The 23,506-nt window shown below is 32.7% G+C and carries 19 protein-coding genes; 11 read left to right on the forward strand and 8 right to left on the reverse strand.

The genetic code is table 11. From position 1 onward, the window contains the following. Positions 1–4 precede the first annotated feature (4 nt). Both SHI72_RS10340 and SHI72_RS10345 read right to left on the reverse strand, forming a co-directional pair. Positions 5–2,692, reverse strand: a complete 2,688-nt coding sequence (locus SHI72_RS10340; protein WP_039116898.1) for a carboxypeptidase-like regulatory domain-containing protein — start codon at positions 2,690–2,692, stop codon at positions 5–7. 15 nt (positions 2,693–2,707) lie between these two features. Then, positions 2,708–3,616, reverse strand: coding sequence for a GLPGLI family protein (locus tag SHI72_RS10345; protein ID WP_323489911.1), 909 nt, complete (start codon positions 3,614–3,616; stop codon positions 2,708–2,710). A 253-nt stretch (positions 3,617–3,869) separates the two neighbouring features. Here SHI72_RS10345 and SHI72_RS10350 point away from each other — a divergent pair, with 253 nt between their 5' ends. Further along, a complete protein-coding gene (locus tag SHI72_RS10350) occupies positions 3,870–4,673 on the forward strand; it encodes a hypothetical protein (RefSeq protein WP_039116895.1) in 804 nt (267 codons plus the stop codon). Then, entirely contained in the window at positions 4,673–5,287 is a 615-nt protein-coding gene (locus SHI72_RS10355; protein WP_039112480.1) for a deoxynucleoside kinase, read from the forward strand. Before SHI72_RS10350 ends, SHI72_RS10355 begins: the two co-directional genes overlap by 1 nt. 93 nt (positions 5,288–5,380) lie before the next feature. On the opposite strand, the gene SHI72_RS10360 is transcribed toward SHI72_RS10355, so the two are convergent. From SHI72_RS10360 to SHI72_RS10380, 5 genes are all read right to left on the reverse strand, one after another. After that, positions 5,381–7,936: a sodium-translocating pyrophosphatase gene (locus SHI72_RS10360; protein ID WP_039116894.1), complete on the reverse strand. Its 2,556-nt coding sequence runs from the start codon at positions 7,934–7,936 to the stop codon at positions 5,381–5,383. 112 nt (positions 7,937–8,048) lie between these two features. Beyond that, entirely contained in the window at positions 8,049–8,579 is a 531-nt protein-coding gene (locus SHI72_RS10365) for an inorganic diphosphatase (protein ID WP_035619852.1), read from the reverse strand. A 110-nt stretch (positions 8,580–8,689) separates the two neighbouring features. Continuing rightward, entirely contained in the window at positions 8,690–9,289 is a 600-nt protein-coding gene (locus SHI72_RS10370; RefSeq protein WP_039116964.1) for a DNA-3-methyladenine glycosylase family protein, read from the reverse strand. Between the two features lie 283 nt (positions 9,290–9,572). Continuing rightward, positions 9,573–12,074, reverse strand: coding sequence for a DUF5686 and carboxypeptidase-like regulatory domain-containing protein (locus SHI72_RS10375; protein WP_039112483.1), 2,502 nt, complete (start codon positions 12,072–12,074; stop codon positions 9,573–9,575). Positions 12,075–12,137: 63 nt separating this feature from the next. After that, positions 12,138–13,118, reverse strand: coding sequence for a pyruvate dehydrogenase complex E1 component subunit beta (locus SHI72_RS10380; protein WP_039112484.1), 981 nt, complete (start codon positions 13,116–13,118; stop codon positions 12,138–12,140). 474 nt (positions 13,119–13,592) lie between these two features. On the opposite strand from SHI72_RS10380, the gene SHI72_RS10385 reads away from it, so the two are divergent. The 8 genes from SHI72_RS10385 to SHI72_RS10420 all read left to right on the forward strand — a co-directional run bounded on the left by SHI72_RS10385 (position 13,593) and on the right by SHI72_RS10420 (position 20,123). Then, positions 13,593–14,339, forward strand: a complete 747-nt coding sequence (locus SHI72_RS10385) for an electron transfer flavoprotein subunit beta/FixA family protein (protein ID WP_039112485.1) — start codon at positions 13,593–13,595, stop codon at positions 14,337–14,339. 76 nt (positions 14,340–14,415) lie between these two features. Continuing rightward, positions 14,416–15,384, forward strand: a complete 969-nt coding sequence (locus tag SHI72_RS10390; protein WP_323489912.1) for an electron transfer flavoprotein subunit alpha/FixB family protein — start codon at positions 14,416–14,418, stop codon at positions 15,382–15,384. A gap of 166 nt (positions 15,385–15,550) precedes the next feature. Beyond that, positions 15,551–16,180 carry a bifunctional nuclease family protein gene (locus SHI72_RS10395; RefSeq protein WP_039112487.1) on the forward strand — a complete coding sequence of 210 codons (630 nt, stop codon included), beginning with the start codon at positions 15,551–15,553 and terminating at the stop codon, positions 16,178–16,180. A gap of 62 nt (positions 16,181–16,242) precedes the next feature. Then, a complete protein-coding gene (locus tag SHI72_RS10400; protein ID WP_039112488.1) occupies positions 16,243–17,094 on the forward strand; it encodes a thymidylate synthase in 852 nt (283 codons plus the stop codon). 165 nt (positions 17,095–17,259) lie between these two features. Beyond that, positions 17,260–17,598: a 2TM domain-containing protein gene (locus SHI72_RS10405; protein ID WP_039112489.1), complete on the forward strand. Its 339-nt coding sequence runs from the start codon at positions 17,260–17,262 to the stop codon at positions 17,596–17,598. A gap of 11 nt (positions 17,599–17,609) precedes the next feature. Continuing rightward, on the forward strand, positions 17,610–18,092 hold the full coding sequence (locus SHI72_RS10410) for a dihydrofolate reductase (RefSeq protein WP_086894178.1): 483 nt from the start codon (positions 17,610–17,612) through the stop codon (positions 18,090–18,092). A 578-nt stretch (positions 18,093–18,670) separates the two neighbouring features. Next, a complete protein-coding gene (gene ubiE / locus SHI72_RS10415; protein ID WP_323489913.1) occupies positions 18,671–19,402 on the forward strand; it encodes a bifunctional demethylmenaquinone methyltransferase/2-methoxy-6-polyprenyl-1,4-benzoquinol methylase UbiE in 732 nt (243 codons plus the stop codon). A gap of 1 nt (position 19,403) precedes the next feature. Next, positions 19,404–20,123, forward strand: coding sequence for a porin family protein (locus tag SHI72_RS10420; RefSeq protein WP_323489914.1), 720 nt, complete (start codon positions 19,404–19,406; stop codon positions 20,121–20,123). Positions 20,124–20,133: 10 nt separating this feature from the next. On the opposite strand, the gene SHI72_RS10425 is transcribed toward SHI72_RS10420, so the two are convergent. Further along, entirely contained in the window at positions 20,134–20,862 is a 729-nt protein-coding gene (locus SHI72_RS10425; protein WP_039116889.1) for an RNA methyltransferase, read from the reverse strand. 37 nt (positions 20,863–20,899) lie between these two features. On the opposite strand from SHI72_RS10425, the gene SHI72_RS10430 reads away from it, so the two are divergent. Then, complete coding sequence (locus SHI72_RS10430) at positions 20,900–23,458, forward strand: BamA/TamA family outer membrane protein (RefSeq protein WP_323489915.1); 2,559 nt, start codon at positions 20,900–20,902, stop codon at positions 23,456–23,458. Positions 23,459–23,506 lie beyond the last annotated feature (48 nt).

Consider the following 23,506-nt stretch of genomic DNA (forward strand, 5'->3'; position numbering starts at 1 on the left):
ACAACTACAAATTATATTTCATCGAAAAGATTATATATCGAGGCTGAACTGTGTATTGCGAAACTCTGGTAGAAAACTGCGAAAAACTATCATCATTTAAATATTTTGTGTTTAACAAATTGGTAGCCGAGACTTTATACTCCCATTTACTATCCTTTTTTTGGTAAACCAAACTAGCATTTAAAAAATCGTATTCGTTATCGATTGTCTTATTCTTACTGTAATAATGGTAAAATTCATAATCGGCAACAAAAGAAAAACTTTCTAAAAAATAGTAATCCAGCTTAGCAAAAGGTTTATCTGTATAATAAGTAGAACCACTATATTCATTAACCAAGAAAGTATAACCAAATTCTAGATTAGGCAAATCTTTATAATTTGTAGCTGCTTTTACCGTATAATTTTGGCTAAAGCTTTCGGTTACTGAAGGTGAGTCGTTCTGGATATTATTAAACTTAGACCAGTTTAAACTCGCATTTACGGATGCTTTATAGTTCTTTAAAAATGAACGTCCGTAACTTCCCAATCCTGAAAAAGTTTCGTCGGCTAAATTAGAATTATAAGGCATCGAAGATTGGTTTATTCCTGCAAAATCAGACTTCGTTTTTACAGCATCTACTTTTTTAGTATAGGTTACATCGGCAAAAATATTTTCAAAATTGAACATATTGTATTTAAAATAACGCAAAGAATGTACTTGAGAAGTTGCATTCTCTAAGAATCTATTCCCTTGAAACAAATTACTATAATTAGACAAAACGTAACCAGAAGCCAACTGATTAATATCGGTGAAATTATTTGTCAATGAGAAATCATAGGTTAATGTTTCTGATTTTTTTATCTGATACAAAGCAAACAAATCGGGTAGAACTCTAAAGAAATTCTGTGAATAACCAGAACCTAATTGGTTATTTTCCATCTTATACGAATGTACACTCACACCTGGAGTAAAAGTAAATTTACCTGCCAGAATTTTATAATGTACTCCTAAAAACACATCATTAAAATTATAATTTACCTGATTATTATTTTCTGCAGCATTTAAATCATTGGTTGTGCCATCATCCAAGATTTGAAAAATATGAGAATTAAAATTTTGATGAGAATACGTGTTCCCAATCGTCACGTTAATATTACTCTTAGGAGTTACCATATAATAGTAATCAAATTTAGCATCTAGTTTATTTGTTTTCACAAACCGATTCTGATTCAAATCATTTCTGTCCTGACCTGAGATATATCCCGATAAATCAAACGGCTGACTGTGCAAATTGGCATTATAAAACGGGTTCTCATCCTGATATAAATACTGGGCTTCAAAAGCAAAAATATTTTTGTCGTTTTTGGTATAATACAAACTCAGATTTTGATTGACAGATGTTGGATCTTGCTTTTTCTTTGTAAATATATTCTCGGTTGTAGTCGTATTATCTACAATCGATTCTCGCAACAAATTACTATTCTCTTCTTGTTTGGATAGTTTTGTTAAAACATCATAATCAAACTGAAATTTTGCGTTTGGTTTATAAGTCGAACTTAATTTGAACAGTCCCAGATTATTTTTTTGATGCGTTAGTTCATCACTTTTTTGTTGATCTCCAGATTCTAGTATTGAGATTTGAGATTTAGTTTCGAGTTCGGTCGTAGCCGAAGAAATAATTCCGAAACCACTTAAACTCCAAGATTTAGTAACGTTATAAGTAAAATTAGTAGCTCCAAATTGGGTTTCGATTTCTTTTGCTCGATTATTTCGCAAAAGCGAAATTCCTAAATCATTAGAAGAAATATCAAAGCTACTTCCACCTTTTTTCATCATACTCCTAAAACCGCCCGTAAACTTAAAATAATCCTGAATTGTAAGTGGCAACTCTCCTATATTATTAAAATTGGTAATCACGTTAATACTATATTTAGGGCTATAATAAAACACTTTTGGGTTAATTACATACCGACTATCGAGTTCGCCAACTCCTATTCCGGCGGTCATATCTCCAAACCAAAAATTGTTCTTTCCTTTTTTAAGTTTAATATTCATGGCAACATTATCCTGATCATTCTCTAATCCTTTTAATGCGCCAACTTCATTATAGTTTCTAAGCACCTGCACTTTATCAATTGCATCGGCAGGAATATTTTTGACTCCTAGTTTTGTATCTCCATCAAAGAAATCTTTGCCTTCTACCATTAATTTAGAAACCTTTTTGCCTTCTACTTCTATTTCACCATCGGCGTTTACCTCAACTCCTGGAAGTTTTTTTAAAACATCTTCTAGTTTTTTTTCTGTTCCAGATTTAAATGAATCTGCGTTATATACAATCGTGTCTCCTTTTATAGAAACTGGCATTTCGCGCACAATCTCGACTCCCTCAAGTTCTATCCCGAGGTTATCCAAAACAATATTCTGAGAAATATTTATAGATTGTGTTGTAATTATTATCTCTTTAGATTTCATTCCGAGATAACTAATTTTTATGCTGTAGGATGAATTTGGTTTTAAACTCAACTGAAACCTTCCTTTATCATTGGTTATTCCGTACGAATCCATTGCTTTGGTTCCTATATTAACAGCCATAATATTGGCCATTTCTAACGGATTTTTCTTTTCATCCAAAATAAATCCATCGTATTTAATACTTTGAGATAATGATATGGTTGTAACCAAAAGAGTAAAAAATGAGAGTATGTTTTTCATTATAATTTGAATAAATTATCTAACTATAAGAGTTGCTGCTCCGCCTGATCTGCTACGATTAGGATGCATTTCCCGAAATTCTTTCATTTTCTTTATTACAATTTCATCATATGCTTTCTGAGAAATTTTTTTACCAGTTGTTGGTGCTTTTATTGCAACTTTATCTTTTGCATTCAAAACAATTTTAGAGCATAGTATAATGGTTCTCCCATCATTAATTTCTAATATTAAACCTGGTAAACCCCAATAATTCTCAGGACCTTGGTTTATAGGAATATCTGGTGTATACCAAGCAGTTACAATTATATCTTTAGGAACATCAAAACTCTCCATGAAATTTGTTCCTTTCTCTTCTTTCTTAGGATTCTCTACTTTTTTTGATTCTTCATTTTTAGTATCAAGATTCTTGGGTCTAACATTTCTAATATCTGCTTCATTAACTGTTTTAACCATCGTGGCTTTATAACATGTGTAACCTCCTATTTGCTTGGTTTCACCCTCTAGTTTCCATTTTATATTTGGCAATGAATCCACGACTAGAAATTCTTTTCCCATAAATTCTTTATCAACGGTATACGATTTAGCTTTTACATTTTTATAAAAAGTTCCGCCGCTGCCCATCATAGAACCCATCATTCTAAAACCTCCACCTTCTTGTACTCCCATATCTAGCTTTTCTTCTTCTTTATAAATCGAAGCTGACTGATCAAAATTAAGTATGAATGTTTTTTCGAGCATTTTTTTCATGTGCTCTTCCATGTCTTTTTGCATCTCGGGAGTAATATCTCTGTTGCCTTGCATTCCATTAAATTTTGGAGCTTGTGTTTTAGACTCATAAATTGCCATTCCCTGAAAGTCTTTTTGTGCCTGTGCCTGATAAAATCCAAACATCACAATAAGTGTAAAAAATATTTTATTCATCATAGCGCTATCTTTAAAATGTTTCTATCTAATTATTAGATTATTAACCAAAGCTATTACTAATCTTAAAGTCTAAAAAAACTAATATATCAATTGCCTAAAACGATAGACAAATGTGGCTTTAAACAAGATATTCCTAAAAAAGTAGTGCTGCATAATCATTCCTAGTCCAAATATTTATGCTAAAGCAAATAGCAATTGAGTTTTTTTGTAATTTGGCCTATTCAAAATCAGAGTTATTAAAACCAAAACAACAATGTATAAAAACTTGATACTTCTGATTCTTATTTGCTCCTTTTCAGCAGCTTTTTCTCAGGATAAGAAAATCCAAATAACTACGGTAAATAGTATAACTTTTGATGCTGATCAATTTTCAGGAACCGATACTTTTGGTTTTGTATATTTAATAAAAGACAACCGTTTTATAAAGACAAACGGTAAAGATGCCTACGAATATAAAAACATCTCTCTAGGAAAGATTACCAAGGCTGATTTAGAAAATCCGCTTAAAGTTGTTTTATTTTATGAAGATTTCAATACTGTAGTTTTACTGGATAATCAGTTTAATGAAACTAGCCGAATTAATTTTTCTAAAAACACAACCCCAATCCTCACTTCTGGAGTTGGGATTGCTTCCCAAAATCAGCTCTGGATTTACAATACATTAAACCAGCAAATTGGTCTTTACAACTATTTAAAGGATGAGTACAAAACTGTTTCAACTCCACTTTCTGGAAATATAAAATACTATCAATCGAATTTCAACGTTTTTTATTGGGTAGACGAAAAGAACAATTGGTTTTCTTGTGACATCTTCGGCAAAGTTATTGCTTTTGGGAAAATACCCGATTTTGATGCTTTGACGATTCTTAACAACAATCAATACATTTACAAAAAAGCTAATTTGTTGTTTTTTAAAGACATCAGTACCCCCGAATCAGGAGATCCTTTGCAAATTGAAATTTCAGAAAAAACGTTTGGTAATTTCTATTACAAAGACCAAATTTTATCTATTTTTACAATTGGAGGAATTACAAATTATAAAATCATAATACCGTAATGCACATAGCAATAGCAGGAAACATAGGCGCAGGAAAAACAACTCTAACCAAATTACTGGCTAAACATTTTAAGTGGGAACCCAACTTTGAAGAAGTTGTCGACAACCCATATTTAGATGATTTTTACCATCAAATGGAGCGTTGGTCATTTAACTTGCAGATCTATTTCTTAAATACCCGATTTCGCCAAGTGCAACAAATTCGCGAAAGCGGTAAAAAAGTTATTCAGGACAGAACCATTTACGAAGATGCTTATATTTTTGCTCCCAACTTATATTCTATGGGATTAATGACTAGTCGTGATTTCCAGAATTACACTTCATTGTTTGAACTAATGGAAACATTGGTAAAACCACCCGATTTATTAATTTACCTAAGAAGCTCTATTCCTAACTTAGTTGGACAAATTCATAAACGCGGTCGCGAATACGAAAACTCTATCTCTATTGATTATTTAAGTCGTTTGAACGAAAGATATGAAGCTTGGGTTCAAACATACACCAAAGGAAAAATATTGATTATAGATGTTGACAACATAAACTTTGTTGATAATCCTGAAGATTTAGGAGACATCATTAATAGAATTGATGCCGAACTAAACGGATTGTTTTAAAACATAAAAGAAATGCCTCTAATAATTTAGAGGCATTTTTTGTTTTTAGGGCTTTGTCAAAGTGTAAGTATTCAAGATTGATAAGTCATTTTATTATTTCAAAGCATCTATTTGAGCATTAACCTCATCTGCTGTCCCTTTAAAAACCTTTTCATCTACTTTACCATTTGTTGTCGTTCTAACCGTTCCTACAACCTGACCATTCACGTTTACAATTTCTACACGAACTGCATCGGTTTTGGTGTATTTAGTTGTATCAAAACAATCCGTTTTTTTATGAAGGTATTTTCCGTTTGCATCATAGTTAGCTAAACATTTTGCCGTTTCTTCTGGACTGCATCCTTTTTCTTTACACATTTGTGCACATTCTTCTCTGGTCATTGTTGCCATTTTAGACATATCGCATTTAGAATGTCCGCCATGCATTTCTGTTTTAGCACAACAAGAACCTCCTTCTGCCATTCCCGAAGCCGAATGTCCTTCGCCTAATATCGGAGCAATTACCAACCCGATTAAGCAAGTTAGTTTTATCAAAATATTCATCGATGGTCCTGATGTATCTTTAAATGGATCTCCTACTGTATCTCCTGTTACGGCTGCTTTATGCGCATCCGAGCCTTTATAGGTCATTTCTCCGTTAATAAGCACTCCTGCCTCAAAAGATTTTTTTGCATTATCCCAAGCTCCTCCTGCATTATTCTGGAAAACTGCCCAAAGAACTCCCGAAACCGTAACTCCTGCCATATAACCACCCAACATTTCGGCGATTAATTGGTTATTACTTCCGTAAACTAATTTCCCTAAAAGAACAATCGCAATAGGAAAACCAATCGTTAAGATTCCAGGAAGCATCATTTCGCGTAAAGCGGCTTTAGTCGAAATATCTACACATTTTGCGTATTCTGGTTTTCCTGTTCCTTCCATGATTCCTGGAATTTCTCTAAACTGGCGACGTACTTCGTACACCATATCCATCGCTGCTTTCCCTACAGAATTCATAGCCAGAGCTGAGAAAACTACAGGAATCATTCCTCCCACAAAAAGCATTGCCAAAACTGGTGCTTTAAAAATATTAATTCCGTCAATTCCTGTAAATGTTACATACGCCGCAAACAGTGCCAATGAAGTTAATGCTGCCGAAGCAATTGCAAATCCTTTTCCTGTTGCTGCTGTAGTATTTCCTACTGAATCCAGAATATCTGTTCTTGTACGAACTTCTTTTGGTAATTCGCTCATTTCAGCGATTCCACCTGCATTGTCAGATATAGGTCCAAAAGCATCAATTGCTAATTGCATTGCTGTTGTTGCCATCATTGCAGATGCTGCTAATGCCACTCCATAAAATCCTGCTAATGCATAAGATATCCAGATTGCTGCAGCAAATAAAAGTACTGTAGGAAATGTAGAGATCATTCCTGTTGCTAATCCTGCAATAACATTTGTTCCTGCGCCTGTACTTGATTTTTGTACAATTGCCAATACTGGTTTTGTACCCAATCCTGTATAATATTCGGTAACTGAAGAAATAGCTCCTCCTACGATTAATCCAACAATGGTAGCATAGAATACTCTGATTGAAGAAATATCTTTAGAACCTTCTCCAAAGAAACTCATTTGCATGGTTTCTGGTAACATATATTGTACTAAAAAATAACAAGCAATAGCAGTTAGAGCAATCGAAACCCAGTTTCCTATATTCAATGCTTTTTGTACTTGTGCTTCTTTTGCATTATCATCTGTAATTTTTACTAATGTCGTTCCTATAATAGAGAACAAAATTCCGAAACCAGCAATTGCCATTGGTAATAAAATTGGTCCGATTCCTCCAAAAACATCTTGGATATTCCCACCCATATCTTTTATTACATAATTACCAAGAACCATTGCTGCCAAAACTGTAGCAACATACGAACCAAATAAATCGGCCCCCATTCCTGCAACGTCTCCCACATTATCTCCCACGTTATCTGCAATTGTAGCTGGATTACGAGGATCATCTTCTGGAATTCCAGCTTCGACTTTACCAACTAAATCAGCACCTACATCGGCAGCTTTAGTATAAATACCTCCACCTACTCTTGCAAATAATGCAATCGACTCGGCTCCTAATGAAAATCCTGCTAATGTTTCCAGAACTTTTGTCATATCTTCAGATGAAGTCCAAACTCCACCCATAAATACCTGAAAAAATACTATAAAAAAACCGGTTAACCCTAAAACAGCTAATCCGGCAACTCCTAATCCCATAACGGTTCCTCCACCGAAAGATACTTTTAATGCTTGTGGCAAACTAGTTCTTGCTGCTTGTGTGGTTCTAACATTGGTTTTGGTTGCTATTTTCATTCCCATATTCCCAGCTAAAGCAGAGAAAAATGCTCCGAAAATAAAAGCTACTACTATTAATATATGTGTGGTGGGAACTATAAATGAAATTCCCGCTAAAACAATACTTGCTCCAATTACAAAAAAGGTAAGCAATCGATACTCGGCTTTCAGGAAAGCCAATGCTCCTTCATAAATATGGTCCGAAATGGCTTTCATCTTGCCATCGCCAGCATCTTGTTTTAACACCCAAGTCCTTTTTATTGCCATGAAAAGTAATCCTATAATTGCCATAACAATTGGCAAATAAATCATAAATGCATTCATAATTTTTAATGGTATTTTGGTTAGTATTAGTAATGTAACTAAACGAATTTAAACAAAAAAAGCAACACTCTTATCTAAGTGCTGCTTTTTTTATAATAGAATAGGATAAAAATTATTTAATACTAAATAATCCCTCTGGTTTATTTTCGATATCATTAAAACGTTTAGTACATTCTGCAATGATATTAAATGCTTCTGTTACATCTCCCCAACCTTCTACATCTACTTGTTTGTTTTCAAGATCTTTATAAACCTGGAAGAAGTGTTCGATTTCTTTTAATAAGTGTGGATTAATATCCGAAAGGTTTTCTAATGAATTCCAGATTGGATCAGAAACTGGTACACAAATAATTTTCTCATCTGGTCCTTTATCATCTGCCATATGGAAAACACCGATTGGTTTTACTTCCATAACACATCCAGGAAAAGTAGGCTCATTTACCAGAACTAATACATCTAGTGGATCGCCATCAAGAGCCAAAGTTTCAGGAATAAATCCGTAATCGGCTGGGTACATCATTGAAGAGAATAACATTCTGTCGAAACGCATTCTTTTTATTTCAAAATCGTACTCATATTTATTTCTGCTTCCTCTTGGTATTTCGATTAATACATCGAAAGTTGTTAGTTTGTCTGCGGTCATTTTCGTTTTTTATTTTTTCTATAATTTCGATTGCAAAAGTAGTCAAAGAATCCTTTTTTACAATGAAAAAATCCATTAATCTATGCACTTTTCTTTTAAAAAACAGGCAGTTAATAGGTAATTGTTCTTTTTCTTTTCTTTAAATAATAATGCCAAAGCAAATATGTAGCATAAGAACGATATGGACTCCATTGTGAGGTAAGGTTTTCCATCTCTACTTTGTCGTGTATATCAAGCAATTCTTTGATTGTATTTACAACTGCGATATCTCCAAGCGGAATCAAATCGGGCTCTTGGAGGCAGAACATCAAATAAATATCAATGGTCCAATTTCCGATTCCTTTTAGCTTTATAAGTTCTTCCCGAACTTCTTTGGCCGATTTGGTAGCCAGACTTTCGATATTAATTTTATTACTTAATATCGCTAAAGCTAATATTTTAATATATGCTGTTTTTTGTCGGCTTACGCCTAATGTCCGAAACTCTTCATCAGGCAAGATTGCTAATGTTTCGGGACTGCAAGTCGTATACGCTTTAATTTTTAAGAATGTAGCTTTAGCTGAGTCTATAGATACTTGCTGTTCTAGAATAAGCAAAACCAAAGTCTCGAATCCTTGTGGTCGTTTCGGGATTGGTGGCAAGCCATATTCTTGTATGATTGCCTGAAAAATTGGACTTTTATCTGAAAGATAATCGATTGCTTCTTGCATACCTGAGATTTTTTTAGCCCCGATAGAAGTGGAAATCCTTTTGTTTTTTTCTTTAAAAAACAAAAGATTGAAACGGATAGCGGGAATAGCTTCTAAAATTAATTAAAAAAATCTCGCAAAGTTTTCTTTTCACGCAGATTTGGCAGATTAAAGAGATCTTTAATTAGCATTGGAAAAGAATAAATCTGCGTGAAACAAATTATTAGTCATACAAAAACGCCAGGTCATAAGAAATTAAACTTAGTGACTTGGCGCTTTACAAAATTATTTTTTTATCTAAATATTAGAAGTAAAATCCGAAAGATCCTTTTACTGCAAATTTATTAGCATCTGGTGTATTTAGATAACTTCCTCTCCAAGAGAAATCGATACGGAATACTTTAAAAATATTCCCGATTCCTGCGCTGTATTCCCAATACACTTTTTCGGGTGCATTGTAAACCAAGCCCGATGCATTAATTGCTCTATTTGCATCAGAGATTGTTCCGTATACTGCTTTGGCACCAATAATTTCTCTCCAATTGAGTTTACGCATAAATGGAATTCGAGCAAAAAGTCGTCCGCCAAAATTATGATCCCATTGCAAAGTCGTGTATTGATCGGTTACAAACTCATAAAAATTCAGGTTACTAAATGTATTCTCGATTGTAAAGTAAGTCTGGTTACCCGGGATTACACTCATTAATCCTAACGGAATTGTTCCGAATGTTTTTCCTGTTTCCAAAATAAGGTTTGTACGACCAAGCGGTCCAATAATTATAGGTTGCTTGTAATACAACTGAACTTTTTCGTATTTAAAATCACTATTCAGTACACCTTTAAATCCGTGGCTGTAATTAATAAAGAATCTACTAAACGGACTGTCAACATTATTTCTTTCAACCCCAAAACCAATTGTTTTACGATTTGGAGTGTATTCTATCTGAATATTTGCTTCGGATTGTTTTACTTCACTTTCTATAACTCCCGCAGGATTTGTGGCAGAAGGTAAAGTTGTATAATAATCTAAACTAAAAGTTGGCGATGCTGACTCTAATGTACGATATGATAATCCTACCTGAAATGTTAGGTTCTTGATTGGTTCGATTTCGGCAGCAACATTGGTTAAATTAATGTTGGTTAATTTCCCATTGCTTCCTGTTGTGAACAATGCTGATGAAGCGAAACTTCGACCTAAAACATCATTGGTCGTAGTTAAACTAGCTCCAATTTGTTCTACATCGCGCCTGTTTCCTCCCGAGATAATAAGACGATTCTTTTTATCGACCATCCATTTTCCCGAAACTCCATATTTAAACTTATTATCTTCAAAACCATATGCGGTATATGCTTGTAATCGCCACGGGTCATTTGGTCCAAAATAGGTTCTTCCTCCTACTCGTACACGAACTCCTTCAACTTCGTTATATCCAAAGGTGGAGAATATCGGTCCGTAATCAAACTTAGGAAACTCTACATATCCACTACCAAGTATCGAAACTAAGCTATACAATTGCTTAAACTTCTTGACCGTTTGCAATGTATCGAGCATTTTATAAACACCTTGCTCGTCTTTTGTCAGTTTTTCAAATCGGTTTTCTTCCCAATATTCATCAGGCCTATTATAAACTTCGTTATCTATATAGTTAACTTCTTCTTTATAAAAAGCTGCTGGTTTTGATATATTAAATTTATGATCTCTATAAGAACTCGTTCTTTTTCCATAGACACCTTTTGAACTTTCTTTTTTGTTTAATGCAAAATCCGACATCATATAATCTCTCGTAAGAAGAAAGATCGAATCACTTACTACATCAAATTCTTGCTCGATATAAATATCTTTTACCCAGTTAATATTGGCACTTTTTGTAACTGCCATATTAATTTTCTTGATTGCAAATGTGGTATCATTTACCCAAAAATCTCCTTTAAAAGTTAATTCGTTTTTACGTCTTGGATAAAACACGATATTATAACACCATTTGTTATCGATAAATGTACTGTCTTTTAAAACATAGTTATACACATCGATTCCTGTTGTAGATAATGGGCTTGTAAAGCTTTTATCAAAGAATGTAAGGTGATTGTCGTAAATATTGTATTCAGAATATAGGTCTTTTACAAAAGATAATATTTGCTGGTTGTTATTAAACCCAGAAGTCTTACTTCCTTTTATTATCTCTTTTACTTTCTTTATATTATTATCTCCATATACATCATACAAAGATTCATTTATAAAAATAGGTAAATATGTTTTTCCTGTAATTTTAGAAGTATCCACCTGTTTAAAGATGAATTCCATTCCTTTAAAAATCTTATTTTTCATGAAGGCACTATCAATGGTATTCATATCGAATTCCACTTTTTCGTACTTCTCCATTTGGTATTGTTTAAACTGGTATAATCCGTTTTTACGTTTTCGCTCCCAGATTTTTCTAAGGATGTCAAGCGCAGGATTATTTTTTTTAGAAGTTTTACCAGTAAAGATTACTACTTCTTTTAAACTTTCGGCTTCGTTCAGCACTACCTTAAAGTTGTAGTTTACTGCTTTTTCTAAAGTAATTTCTTTTTCAGAAAAACCTGCCGATGCAATAATTATTGTAGTATAAGTATTTGCCGATTCTAAATAAAAACGTCCATCTTCATTAGAAACAATTCCTATATTGGTTCCTTTAAAAACTACGTTTGCAAACGGAATCGGTTGATTGGATTTATCTAAGACGATTCCACTCACTTTTGTTTGTGCAAAAATGCTATTCACAAATGCGAATAAGAAAAATAGACTGAGTACAATTATTCTTTTCATAATCCAAAAAAAAACTTCATCAAATAAGAAAATGATGAAGTTTTATTAGTATTGTTAATTTTCTTATTTTTTATACATTACCTTCTTAACTGCTTTTATGACATCACCTGAATTTGGCAACCAGTCTTTAAGCAATACAGGAGAGTAAGGTGCAGGTGTATCTGCAGTTGTAATACGTTGTATTGGCGCATCAAGAAAATCAAAAGCTTGTTCTTGTACGATATATGTAATCTCAGAAGATATACTTGCAAATGGCCAAGCCTCTTCAAGAATTACTAAACGGTTTGTTTTTTTAACAGAAGTTAAGATTGCATCTTTATCCATTGGACGAACTGTTCTTAAATCGATAATCTCACAAGAGATACCTTCTTTAGCTAATTCATCTGCTGCAATAAATGCTTCTTTGATAATTTTTCCAAAAGATACGATTGTTACATCAGTTCCTTCACGTTTAACATCAGCAACTCCTAGAGGAATTGTATATTCTCCGTCTGGAACTTCTCCTTTATCACCATACATTTGCTCAGACTCCATAAAGATTACAGGGTCATTATCACGAATAGCTGATTTTAAAAGTCCTTTTGCATCATAAGGAGTAGATGGAACTACAACTTTAAGTCCTGGTGTATTTGCAAACCAGTTCTCTAAAGCTTGAGAGTGTGTTGCTCCTAATTGACCTGCTGAAGCAGTTGGTCCACGAAAAACGATAGGCACATTAAATTGTCCTCCTGTCATCTGACGCATTTTAGCAGCGTTATTTATAATTTGATCAATACCAACTAAACAGAAGTTGAAAGTCATATATTCTACAATTGGACGACAACCGTTCATTGCAGATCCAACTGCAATTCCTGTAAATCCAAGTTCTGCGATTGGAGTATCAATTACTCTTTTTTCGCCAAACTCAGCAAGCATTCCTTTTGATGCTTTGTATGCACCGTTGTATTCTGCAACTTCTTCGCCCATTAAATATATGGATTCATCGTGACGCATTTCTTCACTCATCGCTTCGCAAATGGCCTCTCTAAATTGTATTGTTCTCATATTTTATATTGTATGTTGTAATTTTCTGAAAAGCAAAAATAAATATTTTAAATTACTTAAATGCATAAATTTAGTTTAAAAAACAAGAAGTACTTGCTATATGGATGTTTTACTAGAACTTTAACTTTTGACAATCAAAATTTTCCAGTTACGAAATCGATATATTACACTATAAAATAGTTACACCCTTCTTATTTATTTTTTATTTTGTTAGAAATTCCATTTTAAGGAAATAAAATTCAGCAAAAAAGACTCCGATATTTCATTTTTTCATTTACTATTGATTCTTTTTAAGTCATAAATATTTGCTTAATAACCACTTTTTCAGGCATAAAAAGCAACATTATTCAAAATTCAAGTCCCATTTTACGAAAACGTAATAGTTTTCTAAAATATTATGCATGCATAGTAAATTATTCGGATTATATTTCTAAATTTGTGGAAACGTATTTAGAAATAATAAAATATATACTTATGAAAATATTAGTTTGCATCAGTCATGTACCTGATACTACTTCAAAAATCAACTTTACCAATGGTGATTCAGAATTTGATACCAACGGCGTACAATATGTAATTAATCCTAACGACGAATTTGGCCTAACACGTGCAATTTGGTTTCAGGAGCAACAAGGCGCTACGGTTACTGTAGTAAATGTTGGAGGTCCTGATACTGAACCAACTTTACGTAAAGCATTAGCAATTGGAGCAAACGAAGCAATTCGTATTAATGCAAACCCAACTGATGGTTTCTTCGTAGCAAAACAACTTGCAGAAGTTATCAAAACTGGTGGTTACGATCTAGTAATTGCTGGAAAAGAATCATTAGATTATAATGGTGGAATGGTTCCTGGAATGATTTCTGGAATCTTAGGATACAACTTTTTAAATTCTTGTACAAATATAACTGTTGACGGAACTAGCGTAAAAGCAGTTCGTGAAATTGACGGCGGAAAAGAAACTGTAAGCACATCTTTACCATTAATTATTGGTGGTCAAAAAGGATTAGTTGAAGAGAAAGATTTACGTATCCCGAACATGAGAGGAATTATGACTGCAAGAACAAAAGCGTTAGCAATTCTTGAACCAGTTGATGCTCCTGTAAATACTAAAGCGGTTAAATTTGAAAAACCAGCTCCAAAATCTGCAGTAAAATTAGTTTCTCCAGACAATTTAGATGAGTTAATTAATTTATTACACAACGAGGCGAAAGTAATCTAGTAATCAGTTTTTAGTCACCGTTTTCAGTTACAATAACTTTAAACCTAAAACTTTAAACTTTTAAACAAATAAAATCATGTCAATATTAATATATGCAGAATCTGCAGAAGGAAAATTTAAAAAGGTAGCTTTTGAATTAGCTTCATACGCTAAAAAAATTGCCGAATCATTAGGAACAACTGTTACAGCATTAACTATAAACACAAACGACGTAAGCGAATTATCGAAATACGGAGTTGATAAAGTTCTTAAAGTAACTAACGATAAATTAGCAGGTTTTACTGCTAAAGCTTATGCTGACGTTATTAAACAAGCAGCTCAAAAAGAAGGCACAAAAGTAGTTTTACTATCTTCTAGCACAGACAGTATTTATCTTTCATCATTAGTTGCAGTTGGCTTAGACGCTGGATTTGCATCAAATGTGGTAGGATTACCTGTAAGCACATCCCCTTTTCAGGTAAAAAGAAATGCTTTTTCTAACAAAGCTTTCAATATTACAGAAATCAGTACAGATGTAAAAGTATTAGCTCTTGCTAAAAACTCTTATGGTATTTACGAAAGCGCTGGTGCTGCAACTGCAGAAGATTTTAACCCAACAATTGGTGACAATGACTTTGGAGTAAAAGTAGAATCTGTAGAAAAAGTTACTGGAAAAGTATCTATTGCAGATGCTGATATCGTAGTTTCTGGAGGTCGTGGATTAAAAGGACCAGAAAACTGGGGATTGGTAGAAGATTTAGCTGCTGTACTTGGTGCTGCAACTGCATGTTCTAAACCAGTTTCGGATTTAGGATGGAGACCTCATAGCGAACACGTAGGACAAACAGGTAAACCAGTTGCAACAAACTTATATATTGCAATAGGTATTTCTGGTGCTATCCAACATATTGCTGGTATTAACTCATCAAAAGTAAAATTAGTAATCAATAATGACCCAGAAGCTCCTTTCTTTAAAGTAGCAGATTATGGTGTTGTTGGTGATGCTTTTGAAATTGTACCTAAGTTAATTGAAAAATTAAAAGCATTCAAAGCGCAACATTCATAGATTTTAAAAATTCTATACTAAAATAATGCTACCTAAAAATAAGATAATCGTATCTTTGCTTTAGGTAGCTTTTTTGTTCCATATTTTTTGATTAAAATTGCACTTTTATTTTTTACACAAAATTCTAATTAAAATGAGGTATTAATACCTTTTACGTCTGCAACTTATGAGCTTAGTTAAATTATCTATAAAAGGAATTTCATACAGTCAAACTCAAAATGGCGCTTATGCTTTGATTTTGAATGAAGTTGATGGCGAACGAAAGTTACCAATTGTAATTGGTGCATTCGAAGCGCAATCAATTGCTATTGCTTTAGAAAAAGAGATAAAACCACCTCGCCCATTAACACATGATTTATTCAAAAACTTTGCAGAACGATTTGATATTGTTGTTAAGCAAGTTATTATCCACAAATTGGTTGATGGAGTATTCTATTCCAGCTTAATTTGCGAAAGAGATAAAATTGAAGAAATAATCGACGCAAGAACTTCTGATGCTATAGCATTGGCATTGCGTTTTAATGCTCCGATATTTACTTATAAAAACATATTGGATAAGGCAGGAATTTATTTAAAGTCAAACTCTATGGAGAGCGATAAGGATTCTCAAGAAATTGATGATGTTCTTTCTAATCCAGAAACATTTGGTCGCGAAGAAGAATCTAATCAATCTGGCGAAACTTATTCTAAACACACAACTCAAGAACTTAACGAATTATTAGAGCAAGCTGTTCTTCAGGAAGATTATGAAAAAGCAGCCAAGATTCGTGATGAAATTTCGAAGAGAGAATCATAAAGCAATACGCTTTACGCTACAAGCTTAAAGCCTATAGCATAAGGCATAAAGCCAAATAAAAAATGAAACAATACTTAGACTTGGTACAACATGTTCTTGAGAACGGTTGTCAAAAAGGAGATAGAACCGGAACTGGTACAAAAAGTGTTTTTGGATACCAAATGCGTTTTGATTTAAGTGAAGGTTTCCCGATGGTTACTACCAAAAAATTACACTTAAAATCTATCATATACGAATTGCTTTGGTTTTTAAAAGGAGATACTAATATTAAATATCTACAAGAAAACGGAGTTAAAATTTGGGATGCCTGGGCAGACAGCAATGGAGATTTAGGTCCTGTTTATGGACACCAATGGCGTAATTGGAATAGTGAAGAAATCGACCAAATTTCGGAACTGATTACCGAACTTAAAACAAATCCAAACAGTCGCCGAATGTTGGTTTCTGCTTGGAATCCATCGGTATTGCCAGACACAAAAAAATCATTTGAAGAAAATGTAGCCAATAACAAAGCGGCTTTACCTCCTTGTCATGCTTTTTTTCAGTTTTACGTAGCAAGTCCTGACCTTGAAAAAGGCGAAACTAAAGGAAAATTATCTTGCCAATTATACCAACGAAGTGCCGATATCTTTTTAGGAGTTCCATTTAATATTGCATCATATGCTTTATTAACTATGATGATTGCACAAGTTTGCGACCTCGAAGCTGGAGAATTCATCCACACTTTTGGAGATGCACACATTTACAATAACCATTTTGAACAATTGGAATTACAATTAAAACGTGAACCAAAACCATTACCAAAAATGGTTTTAAATCCAGATATAAAAAACATTTTCGATTTTGATTATGATGATTTTACCCTTGTAGGTTATGAACCACATGCAGGAATCAAAGGTAGTGTTGCCGTATAAAACATCAAAATAACAACAATCCGCTTTAACGAGCGGATTTTTTTTATCTCAAAAGATGCAAACCATGCTCTTTCAAGAGCAAAATATCTTACAGGATAAATATTCAACTATCAAAACAGTCCTGTTTCAAAATAAATTTTATCTTTATAATCTAATATTTTACTCATGGAAAAGGAATTACACGAGCAGTATGAATACGCCAGAAGAAGAATCAAACAAAAGAAAACCCTTTATTTCCATTTTGTCTTATTTCTTTTAGGAAGTTTATTTTTATTTATTGCCAATCGGTTTTTTAATGTCTCAAATGGGCAAACTTGGTACCTATGGATAATTACCGCATGGTGTTTTATTTTTATTTTACACTTTATAAAAGTATATATCACCGACCGTTTCATGAATAAGAATTGGGAAAGAGAACAAATTGACCGACTTGTTGCATTACAACAAAAAAGAATAGCTCAGCTAGACTCAAGCATAAATGACAATACCGAAAACAAACTTTAGTTCGAAACAAAATGATTATAATGATTGCGGCAGTTGCCGAAAACAATGCGCTTGGAAAAAATAACGAAATGATTTGGCATTTATCAAATGATTTTAAAAGATTTAAAGCTCTTACCACTGGACATCATATTATAATGGGACGAAAAACATTTGAAAGTTTTCCTAAACCATTACCAAACAGAACTCATATTGTAATAACGCGTCAAGAAGATTATCAACCAGAAGGATGTATTGTTGTAAAAAGCATAGAAGAAGCAATTGCAAAATGTCCCGAAAATGATGATTCGTTTATTATTGGCGGAGGAGAAATTTACAATCTGGGAATGCCATTAGCAGATATTCTAGAAATTACAAGAGTACATCATAGCTTTGAGGCCGATGCTTTTTTTCCAGAAATCAATAAAAAGGAATGGCAACTCGTAGAGGCTGAACCTAACACCAGAGATGAAAAACATCTTTACGATTACACTTACGAAACTTACGTTAGACAATAGCACAAAAAAAAGTCCCTCAATAATGAGGGACTTTTTTTTTGGCAAACAATGATTAGAGAAATGACCTACTCTAGAAAGAGTATTTGATAACATAAAATAAAAATTACAAATATTAAAAATACACCAGAAAAGAATATTATAATATTTGAGATTTTTTGAGAGTACATCTCAAAAAAGCCTTTAATACCAAATACCACGAAGGTACTAAAGACAAAGAAAATTAAAATTTCCAAAAACAAATTTAATCCTAAGAACGTATTTTGCGCTTTAAAAAGAATACTGCTCTCAAAAACAGTACTTTCAAAACAACTTACTAGAACAAACGAGATGATAAGCGCAAGTAGCACCAATTTGATTTGGGTCATTAATTCTCTATTAATCATTGAAAAAATATATACATTTTTACAAAGTAAATTTCCACATTAAATAAGGATCCTACAATACCCACTTTTAGTGATTTTTTACAAATCATTAAAAGTGGGTATAAGAACACAGATCCAAAAATAATTTCATATCGTAATTAAAGAAACTGAATAACAGTTAATACAGATTGTATTATATTTGTACAAATAAAAAAAATGGCAGAGAAAATAACACCTTATAAAGATTCAGCCTTAGGCAAGAAAGAACAAGTAGAACAAATGTTTGATACAATATCAGGAAATTACGATAACTTAAATCGTGTAATTTCATTTGGTATTGACATAAAATGGCGTAAGAAAGTTTTAAAAATAGTTTCGGACAAAAAACCAAAGATAATTCTAGATATTGCAACAGGAACTGGCGACTTAGCTATTTTGATGGCTCAGACAAATGCCGAAAAAATTATTGGCTTAGACATATCTTCAGGAATGCTTGAAGTAGGAAAAAAGAAAATCGCAGCAAAAAACCTTACTCAAACTATTGACATGGTTGTAGGAGATTCTGAAAATTTACCTTTTGGAGACAATCATTTTGATGCAATTACCGTTGCTTTTGGTGTTAGAAATTTCGAAAATCTAGAAAAAGGATTATCTGAAATCTTAAGAGTTTTAAAACCTAATGGTGTTTTTGTAATTCTTGAAACTTCGGTTCCAGAAAAAACTCTATACCGTCAAGGCTACTCTTTTTACACTAAAAATATACTTCCGTTAATAGGAAAGTTGTTTTCAAAAGACAATTCAGCTTATGGATATTTGTCAGAATCTGCTGCCGCATTTCCACATGGAGAAGTCTTAAACAATATTTTAAGAAAAATTGGGTTTATAAGTGTCGTGGCTATGCCACAAACATTTGGTGTAGCAACAATATATTCAGCTTCTAAAAAATAGTATGAAAAAAACTGTAATCTTAATTTTACTTGCCCTGACTACAAAAGGATATAGTCAATTTACTAAAAGTATGTTTAGTAAAGATCCTATTATCAATTTGGAAACCTGGCAAAAACAACGCCTTTATTTTGGGTATTACCTCGGATTTAATAGTTATGATTTCAAAATAGACTATAAATCGTATGAAAAAATAAACCAAGACATTCAGGTAAAAAAAACAACTGGATTTAATGTTGGGGTTGTAGCCGATTTAAGATTAATGGAATATATCAACCTTCGTTTTGAACCAGGGTTATATTATACAAAGAGAGATTTATACTTTCCTAATTCCGAATTCACTTCGAAGACAGATTATTTAAGAGAAGTAAGTAGTACTTACATCAATTTTCCTTTGTTATTAAAATTTTCATCTCTAAGAACTGGAAACGTACGTCCTTACCTGCTTGGAGGAGTTTCTACAACATTAAACTTATCTAGTAACGCAAAATCTATAGACGACAACTTAGAGCAACGCTTTAGGGTAAAAGCCTGGACTATGAATTATGAATTAGGTTTTGGTATAGATTTCTTTTCAGAATATTTTATATTCTCTCCTTCTATCAGGGGTTCATTTGGTATTAATGACGAGTTAATACGTGACAAAGACCCAAATAGTCCTTGGACAGGAAATATTGAGTCTATAAAATCAAGAGCAATTTTAATTAACTTTACTTTTCATTAAAACTATATAACTAGCTATTTCGTTTAAACTCACTAAGTATAATTGCGGTTGCAGTAGCCACATTTAAACTTTCGGTTTTTTGAAGTTCCCCAAATCTAGGAATAGTTAGTCTGTTTTTGATAGTTTTTTCGATTTCGTCGGAAATTCCGTTGGCTTCATTGCCCATTATAATTATCCCTTCTTGGGGTAAAGCTGTTTGGTAAATATTGGATCCGTCCATAAAAGTCCCAAAAACAGGAAGTGGTGTTTGAGCAAGAAAAGCTTTTAAATCAATATAATTTACATTAACCCTGGCAATTGAACCCATTGTAGCCTGAACTACTTTAGGATTATAAATATCTACCGATTCTTTAGAACAAAGCAATTGCTTAATTCCAAACCAATCACAAAGACGTAAAATAGTCCCTAAGTTTCCTGGATCACGAATGTCATCAAGAGCTAAGATTAAACCAGATTCTATTATTTTTTTATCGGCAGGGATTTTAAAAACTGCCAAACAAGAATTAGGAGTTGATAATGCACTTATTTTTTTTAATTCTTGTGCACTAATTAACGTTTTCTTAGAGACTAAAACAGTCTCAAAATCGTTTTGAGTAGTATATAGGTGTTCCAGTTCAAAGTTGGATTGCAACAATTCTTGAATTACTTTTACCCCTTCGGCAAAAAACAATTGATTAGCAAAACGCTGTTTTTTTTGAAGTAAACCCGATATAAGCTTGATTTGGTTTTTACTAACCATAAAATAATGTACTTTTGAATTAAATATTTTAGAACACTTGAGAAAGAATTCCACAAAAATAGCAGCATTTATTCTAATAGCAATATTTATTTCAGCTTGTAATTCTGTAAAAAGAGTTCCTAACGGCAAAAAGCTTCTTACAAAGAATGAAATTATAGTAAATGACAAGCCTATTAATGACGAAAGCGTGTCCAACCAATTGTACCAAAAACCTAACAGTACGCTTATTGGTGGATACAAGTTGCGCTTAAACTTATACAACTTAGCCAATCCAAATCCAGATTCAACTTTTCAGGCAAAATATAAAAGTAATCCTAAAAGATATGAAAGATTATCAAAATTATTATCTGCAAAACAGGTAGACCGATTAGGACAATCTTTCTTATATAAAGGAATAAATGAGTTTTTTAAAACAACTGGTGAGCCGCCAGTAATTATTGATACTAGCAAGGTAAAAAAATCAGCTACGCGTTTAAAATATCATTATTTTCACAATGGTTATTTTAATGTAAAAACTGCTTTTACAATTGATAGTGTAGCCGCAAAAAAAGCCAAGATTCGTTACAAAATTACAACAGGACAACCATTTCTCTTAGATACTATCAGTACTAACATATCATCTCCTGATGTAGATTCTTTATATAACAAAAGCATTGAAAACACAGTATTAAAATCTGGAAATCAATACAAAACAAGTGATTTAGAGGATGAAAAAAACCGTATAACAACTTACTTTAGAAATCACGGTGTATATTATTTTCAATCTAACAATGTTACCTATAATATTGACACGATAAATAAAAAGAACAAAGCTAATATCGATTTAATCATAAAAGATTATAGTTATCAAGATAAAGATTCTAGTAGAACTATGCCTTTTAAAATCTACAAAATTAGCGACGTTAACATATACACAGACTATTCTGCTGCAAATGCCAAATTAGAAATTAAAGATAGTACTACTTATAAAAATTTTAATTTATACAGTTACAAGAAATTAAAATATAAGCCTTACGCTATAACTGATGCTATTTTTATTACCAAAGGAAGCACATTTGCTGATTTTAAAACAACTCTTACAACCCGATATTTAAACAATTTAAAGATATTTAATTATCCTTCTATCCATTATGAAGTCGACAAAAGAGATTCGACTGCACAATCTTTAATCGCTAAGATATACTTAACTCCCAGAAAAAAATATAGTTTTCAAACGACATTGGATGTTACACACTCGAATATTCAGGATTTCGGAATTGGATTTAGTCTTTCTGAAACAATTCGAAATGTTTTTAATCGCGCCGAAACACTAGAAATAGCTGGCCGTGTTAATGTTGGTTCTTCACAAGATTTAGCAAATCCAAATGGAACTTTCTTTAATGCTTCTGAATATGGAATTGACATTAAACTGAATGTACCTAGGATATTAATGCCTTTTGGAACTGAAAAAATCATTCCAAAAAGCATGATTCCGTCTACGGTAATGACTGCTGGTTTTGCAAAACAACGAAACATTGGTCTTGATAAAGAAAACTTTACAGGTGCTTTTACCTATAACTGGACTCCAAAAAGAAATAACACCGCACGTGTCGATCTTTTGAACATTCAATATGTGCGAAATTTAAATCCTCAGAATTACTACAGAGTATATCGTTCTTCTTACAATGCTTTAAATGATATTTCACAAGAATACACTTATAACGACAAGCCTCTATTTGTTGACGATAATAATGATTTAGTAATAGACGAGGGCACATCAGGTTTTACAAAAGAGGTATTGGATAAAACAATTCCTGTTTCTAGTGATGATTATCAATCGGTAGAAAGCATCGAAGAAAGAAGGATAAGACTTACGGAAAATGATTTTATCTTAGCATCTAATTACACATTCACAAAAACGACAAAAAAAGATTTATTAGATAATACCTTTTATCTTTTTAAAGCAAAAATCGAAACTGCCGGATCATTACTTTCTTTAATCTCTCAAGCTGCTAGTTTGCAAAAAAATGCAAATGGGAACTATGAAATTTTCAATTTAGAATATTCAGAATATTTAAAGACCGAATTTGACTATATTAAACACTGGGATCTATCTAAAGAAAAAGTAATTGCTGTACGAACGTTTTTTGGAATTGCTGTTCCTTTTGGCAATTCAGATTATGTACCTTTTTCAAGAAGTTACTATTCTGGAGGTTCAAATGACAATAGAGCCTGGCAACCCTATTCATTAGGGCCAGGAAGCACAGGAGCTGTTAATGATTTTAACGAAGCCAATATGAAAATCGCTATTAGCGGTGAATTTAGATATAAGATTTTAGGGAAGTTAAAAGGAGCTATTTTTGCAGATGCAGGAAATATCTGGAATGTACTAGATAATGTAACGGATGAAAAAGCAACATTTAAGAACTTAAGCGACCTTAAAGACATCGCACTAGGAACAGGAATAGGGTTTCGCTATGATTTAAGTTTTTTCGTAATCCGTTTTGACTTAGGATTTAAAACCTATAATCCTGCTTACGAAATGAACAAACGCTGGTTCAGAGATTACAATTTCGGACACTCAGTTTTAAATTTTGGAATAAATTATCCTTTCTAATGCTAATTAATTCTTATTTTTGCAACCTAAAAACTAAAAAACAACTAA

It is taken from the genome of Flavobacterium sp. PL02, assembly GCF_035013205.1.
GTDB lineage: Bacteria > Bacteroidota > Bacteroidia > Flavobacteriales > Flavobacteriaceae > Flavobacterium.

Coding starts and splice junctions, on each gene's coding strand:
- SHI72_RS10380 (WP_039112484.1), bottom strand. CDS start 13,118: ATGAGAACAATACAATTTAGAGAGGCCATTTGCGAAGCGATGAGTGAA.
- SHI72_RS10350 (WP_039116895.1), top strand. CDS start 3,870: ATGTATAAAAACTTGATACTTCTGATTCTTATTTGCTCCTTTTCAGCA.
- SHI72_RS10365 (WP_035619852.1), bottom strand. CDS start 8,579: ATGACCGCAGACAAACTAACAACTTTCGATGTATTAATCGAAATACCA.
- SHI72_RS10345 (WP_323489911.1), bottom strand. CDS start 3,616: ATGATGAATAAAATATTTTTTACACTTATTGTGATGTTTGGATTTTAT.
- SHI72_RS10375 (WP_039112483.1), bottom strand. CDS start 12,074: ATGAAAAGAATAATTGTACTCAGTCTATTTTTCTTATTCGCATTTGTG.
- SHI72_RS10370 (WP_039116964.1), bottom strand. CDS start 9,289: ATGCAAGAAGCAATCGATTATCTTTCAGATAAAAGTCCAATTTTTCAG.
- ubiE (WP_323489913.1), top strand. CDS start 18,671: ATGGCAGAGAAAATAACACCTTATAAAGATTCAGCCTTAGGCAAGAAA.
- SHI72_RS10420 (WP_323489914.1), top strand. CDS start 19,404: ATGAAAAAAACTGTAATCTTAATTTTACTTGCCCTGACTACAAAAGGA.
- SHI72_RS10355 (WP_039112480.1), top strand. CDS start 4,673: ATGCACATAGCAATAGCAGGAAACATAGGCGCAGGAAAAACAACTCTA.
- SHI72_RS10390 (WP_323489912.1), top strand. CDS start 14,416: ATGTCAATATTAATATATGCAGAATCTGCAGAAGGAAAATTTAAAAAG.
- SHI72_RS10405 (WP_039112489.1), top strand. CDS start 17,260: ATGGAAAAGGAATTACACGAGCAGTATGAATACGCCAGAAGAAGAATC.
- SHI72_RS10385 (WP_039112485.1), top strand. CDS start 13,593: ATGAAAATATTAGTTTGCATCAGTCATGTACCTGATACTACTTCAAAA.
- SHI72_RS10400 (WP_039112488.1), top strand. CDS start 16,243: ATGAAACAATACTTAGACTTGGTACAACATGTTCTTGAGAACGGTTGT.
- SHI72_RS10395 (WP_039112487.1), top strand. CDS start 15,551: ATGAGCTTAGTTAAATTATCTATAAAAGGAATTTCATACAGTCAAACT.
- SHI72_RS10425 (WP_039116889.1), bottom strand. CDS start 20,862: ATGGTTAGTAAAAACCAAATCAAGCTTATATCGGGTTTACTTCAAAAA.
- SHI72_RS10360 (WP_039116894.1), bottom strand. CDS start 7,936: ATGAATGCATTTATGATTTATTTGCCAATTGTTATGGCAATTATAGGA.
- SHI72_RS10340 (WP_039116898.1), bottom strand. CDS start 2,692: ATGAAAAACATACTCTCATTTTTTACTCTTTTGGTTACAACCATATCA.
- SHI72_RS10410 (WP_086894178.1), top strand. CDS start 17,610: ATGATTATAATGATTGCGGCAGTTGCCGAAAACAATGCGCTTGGAAAA.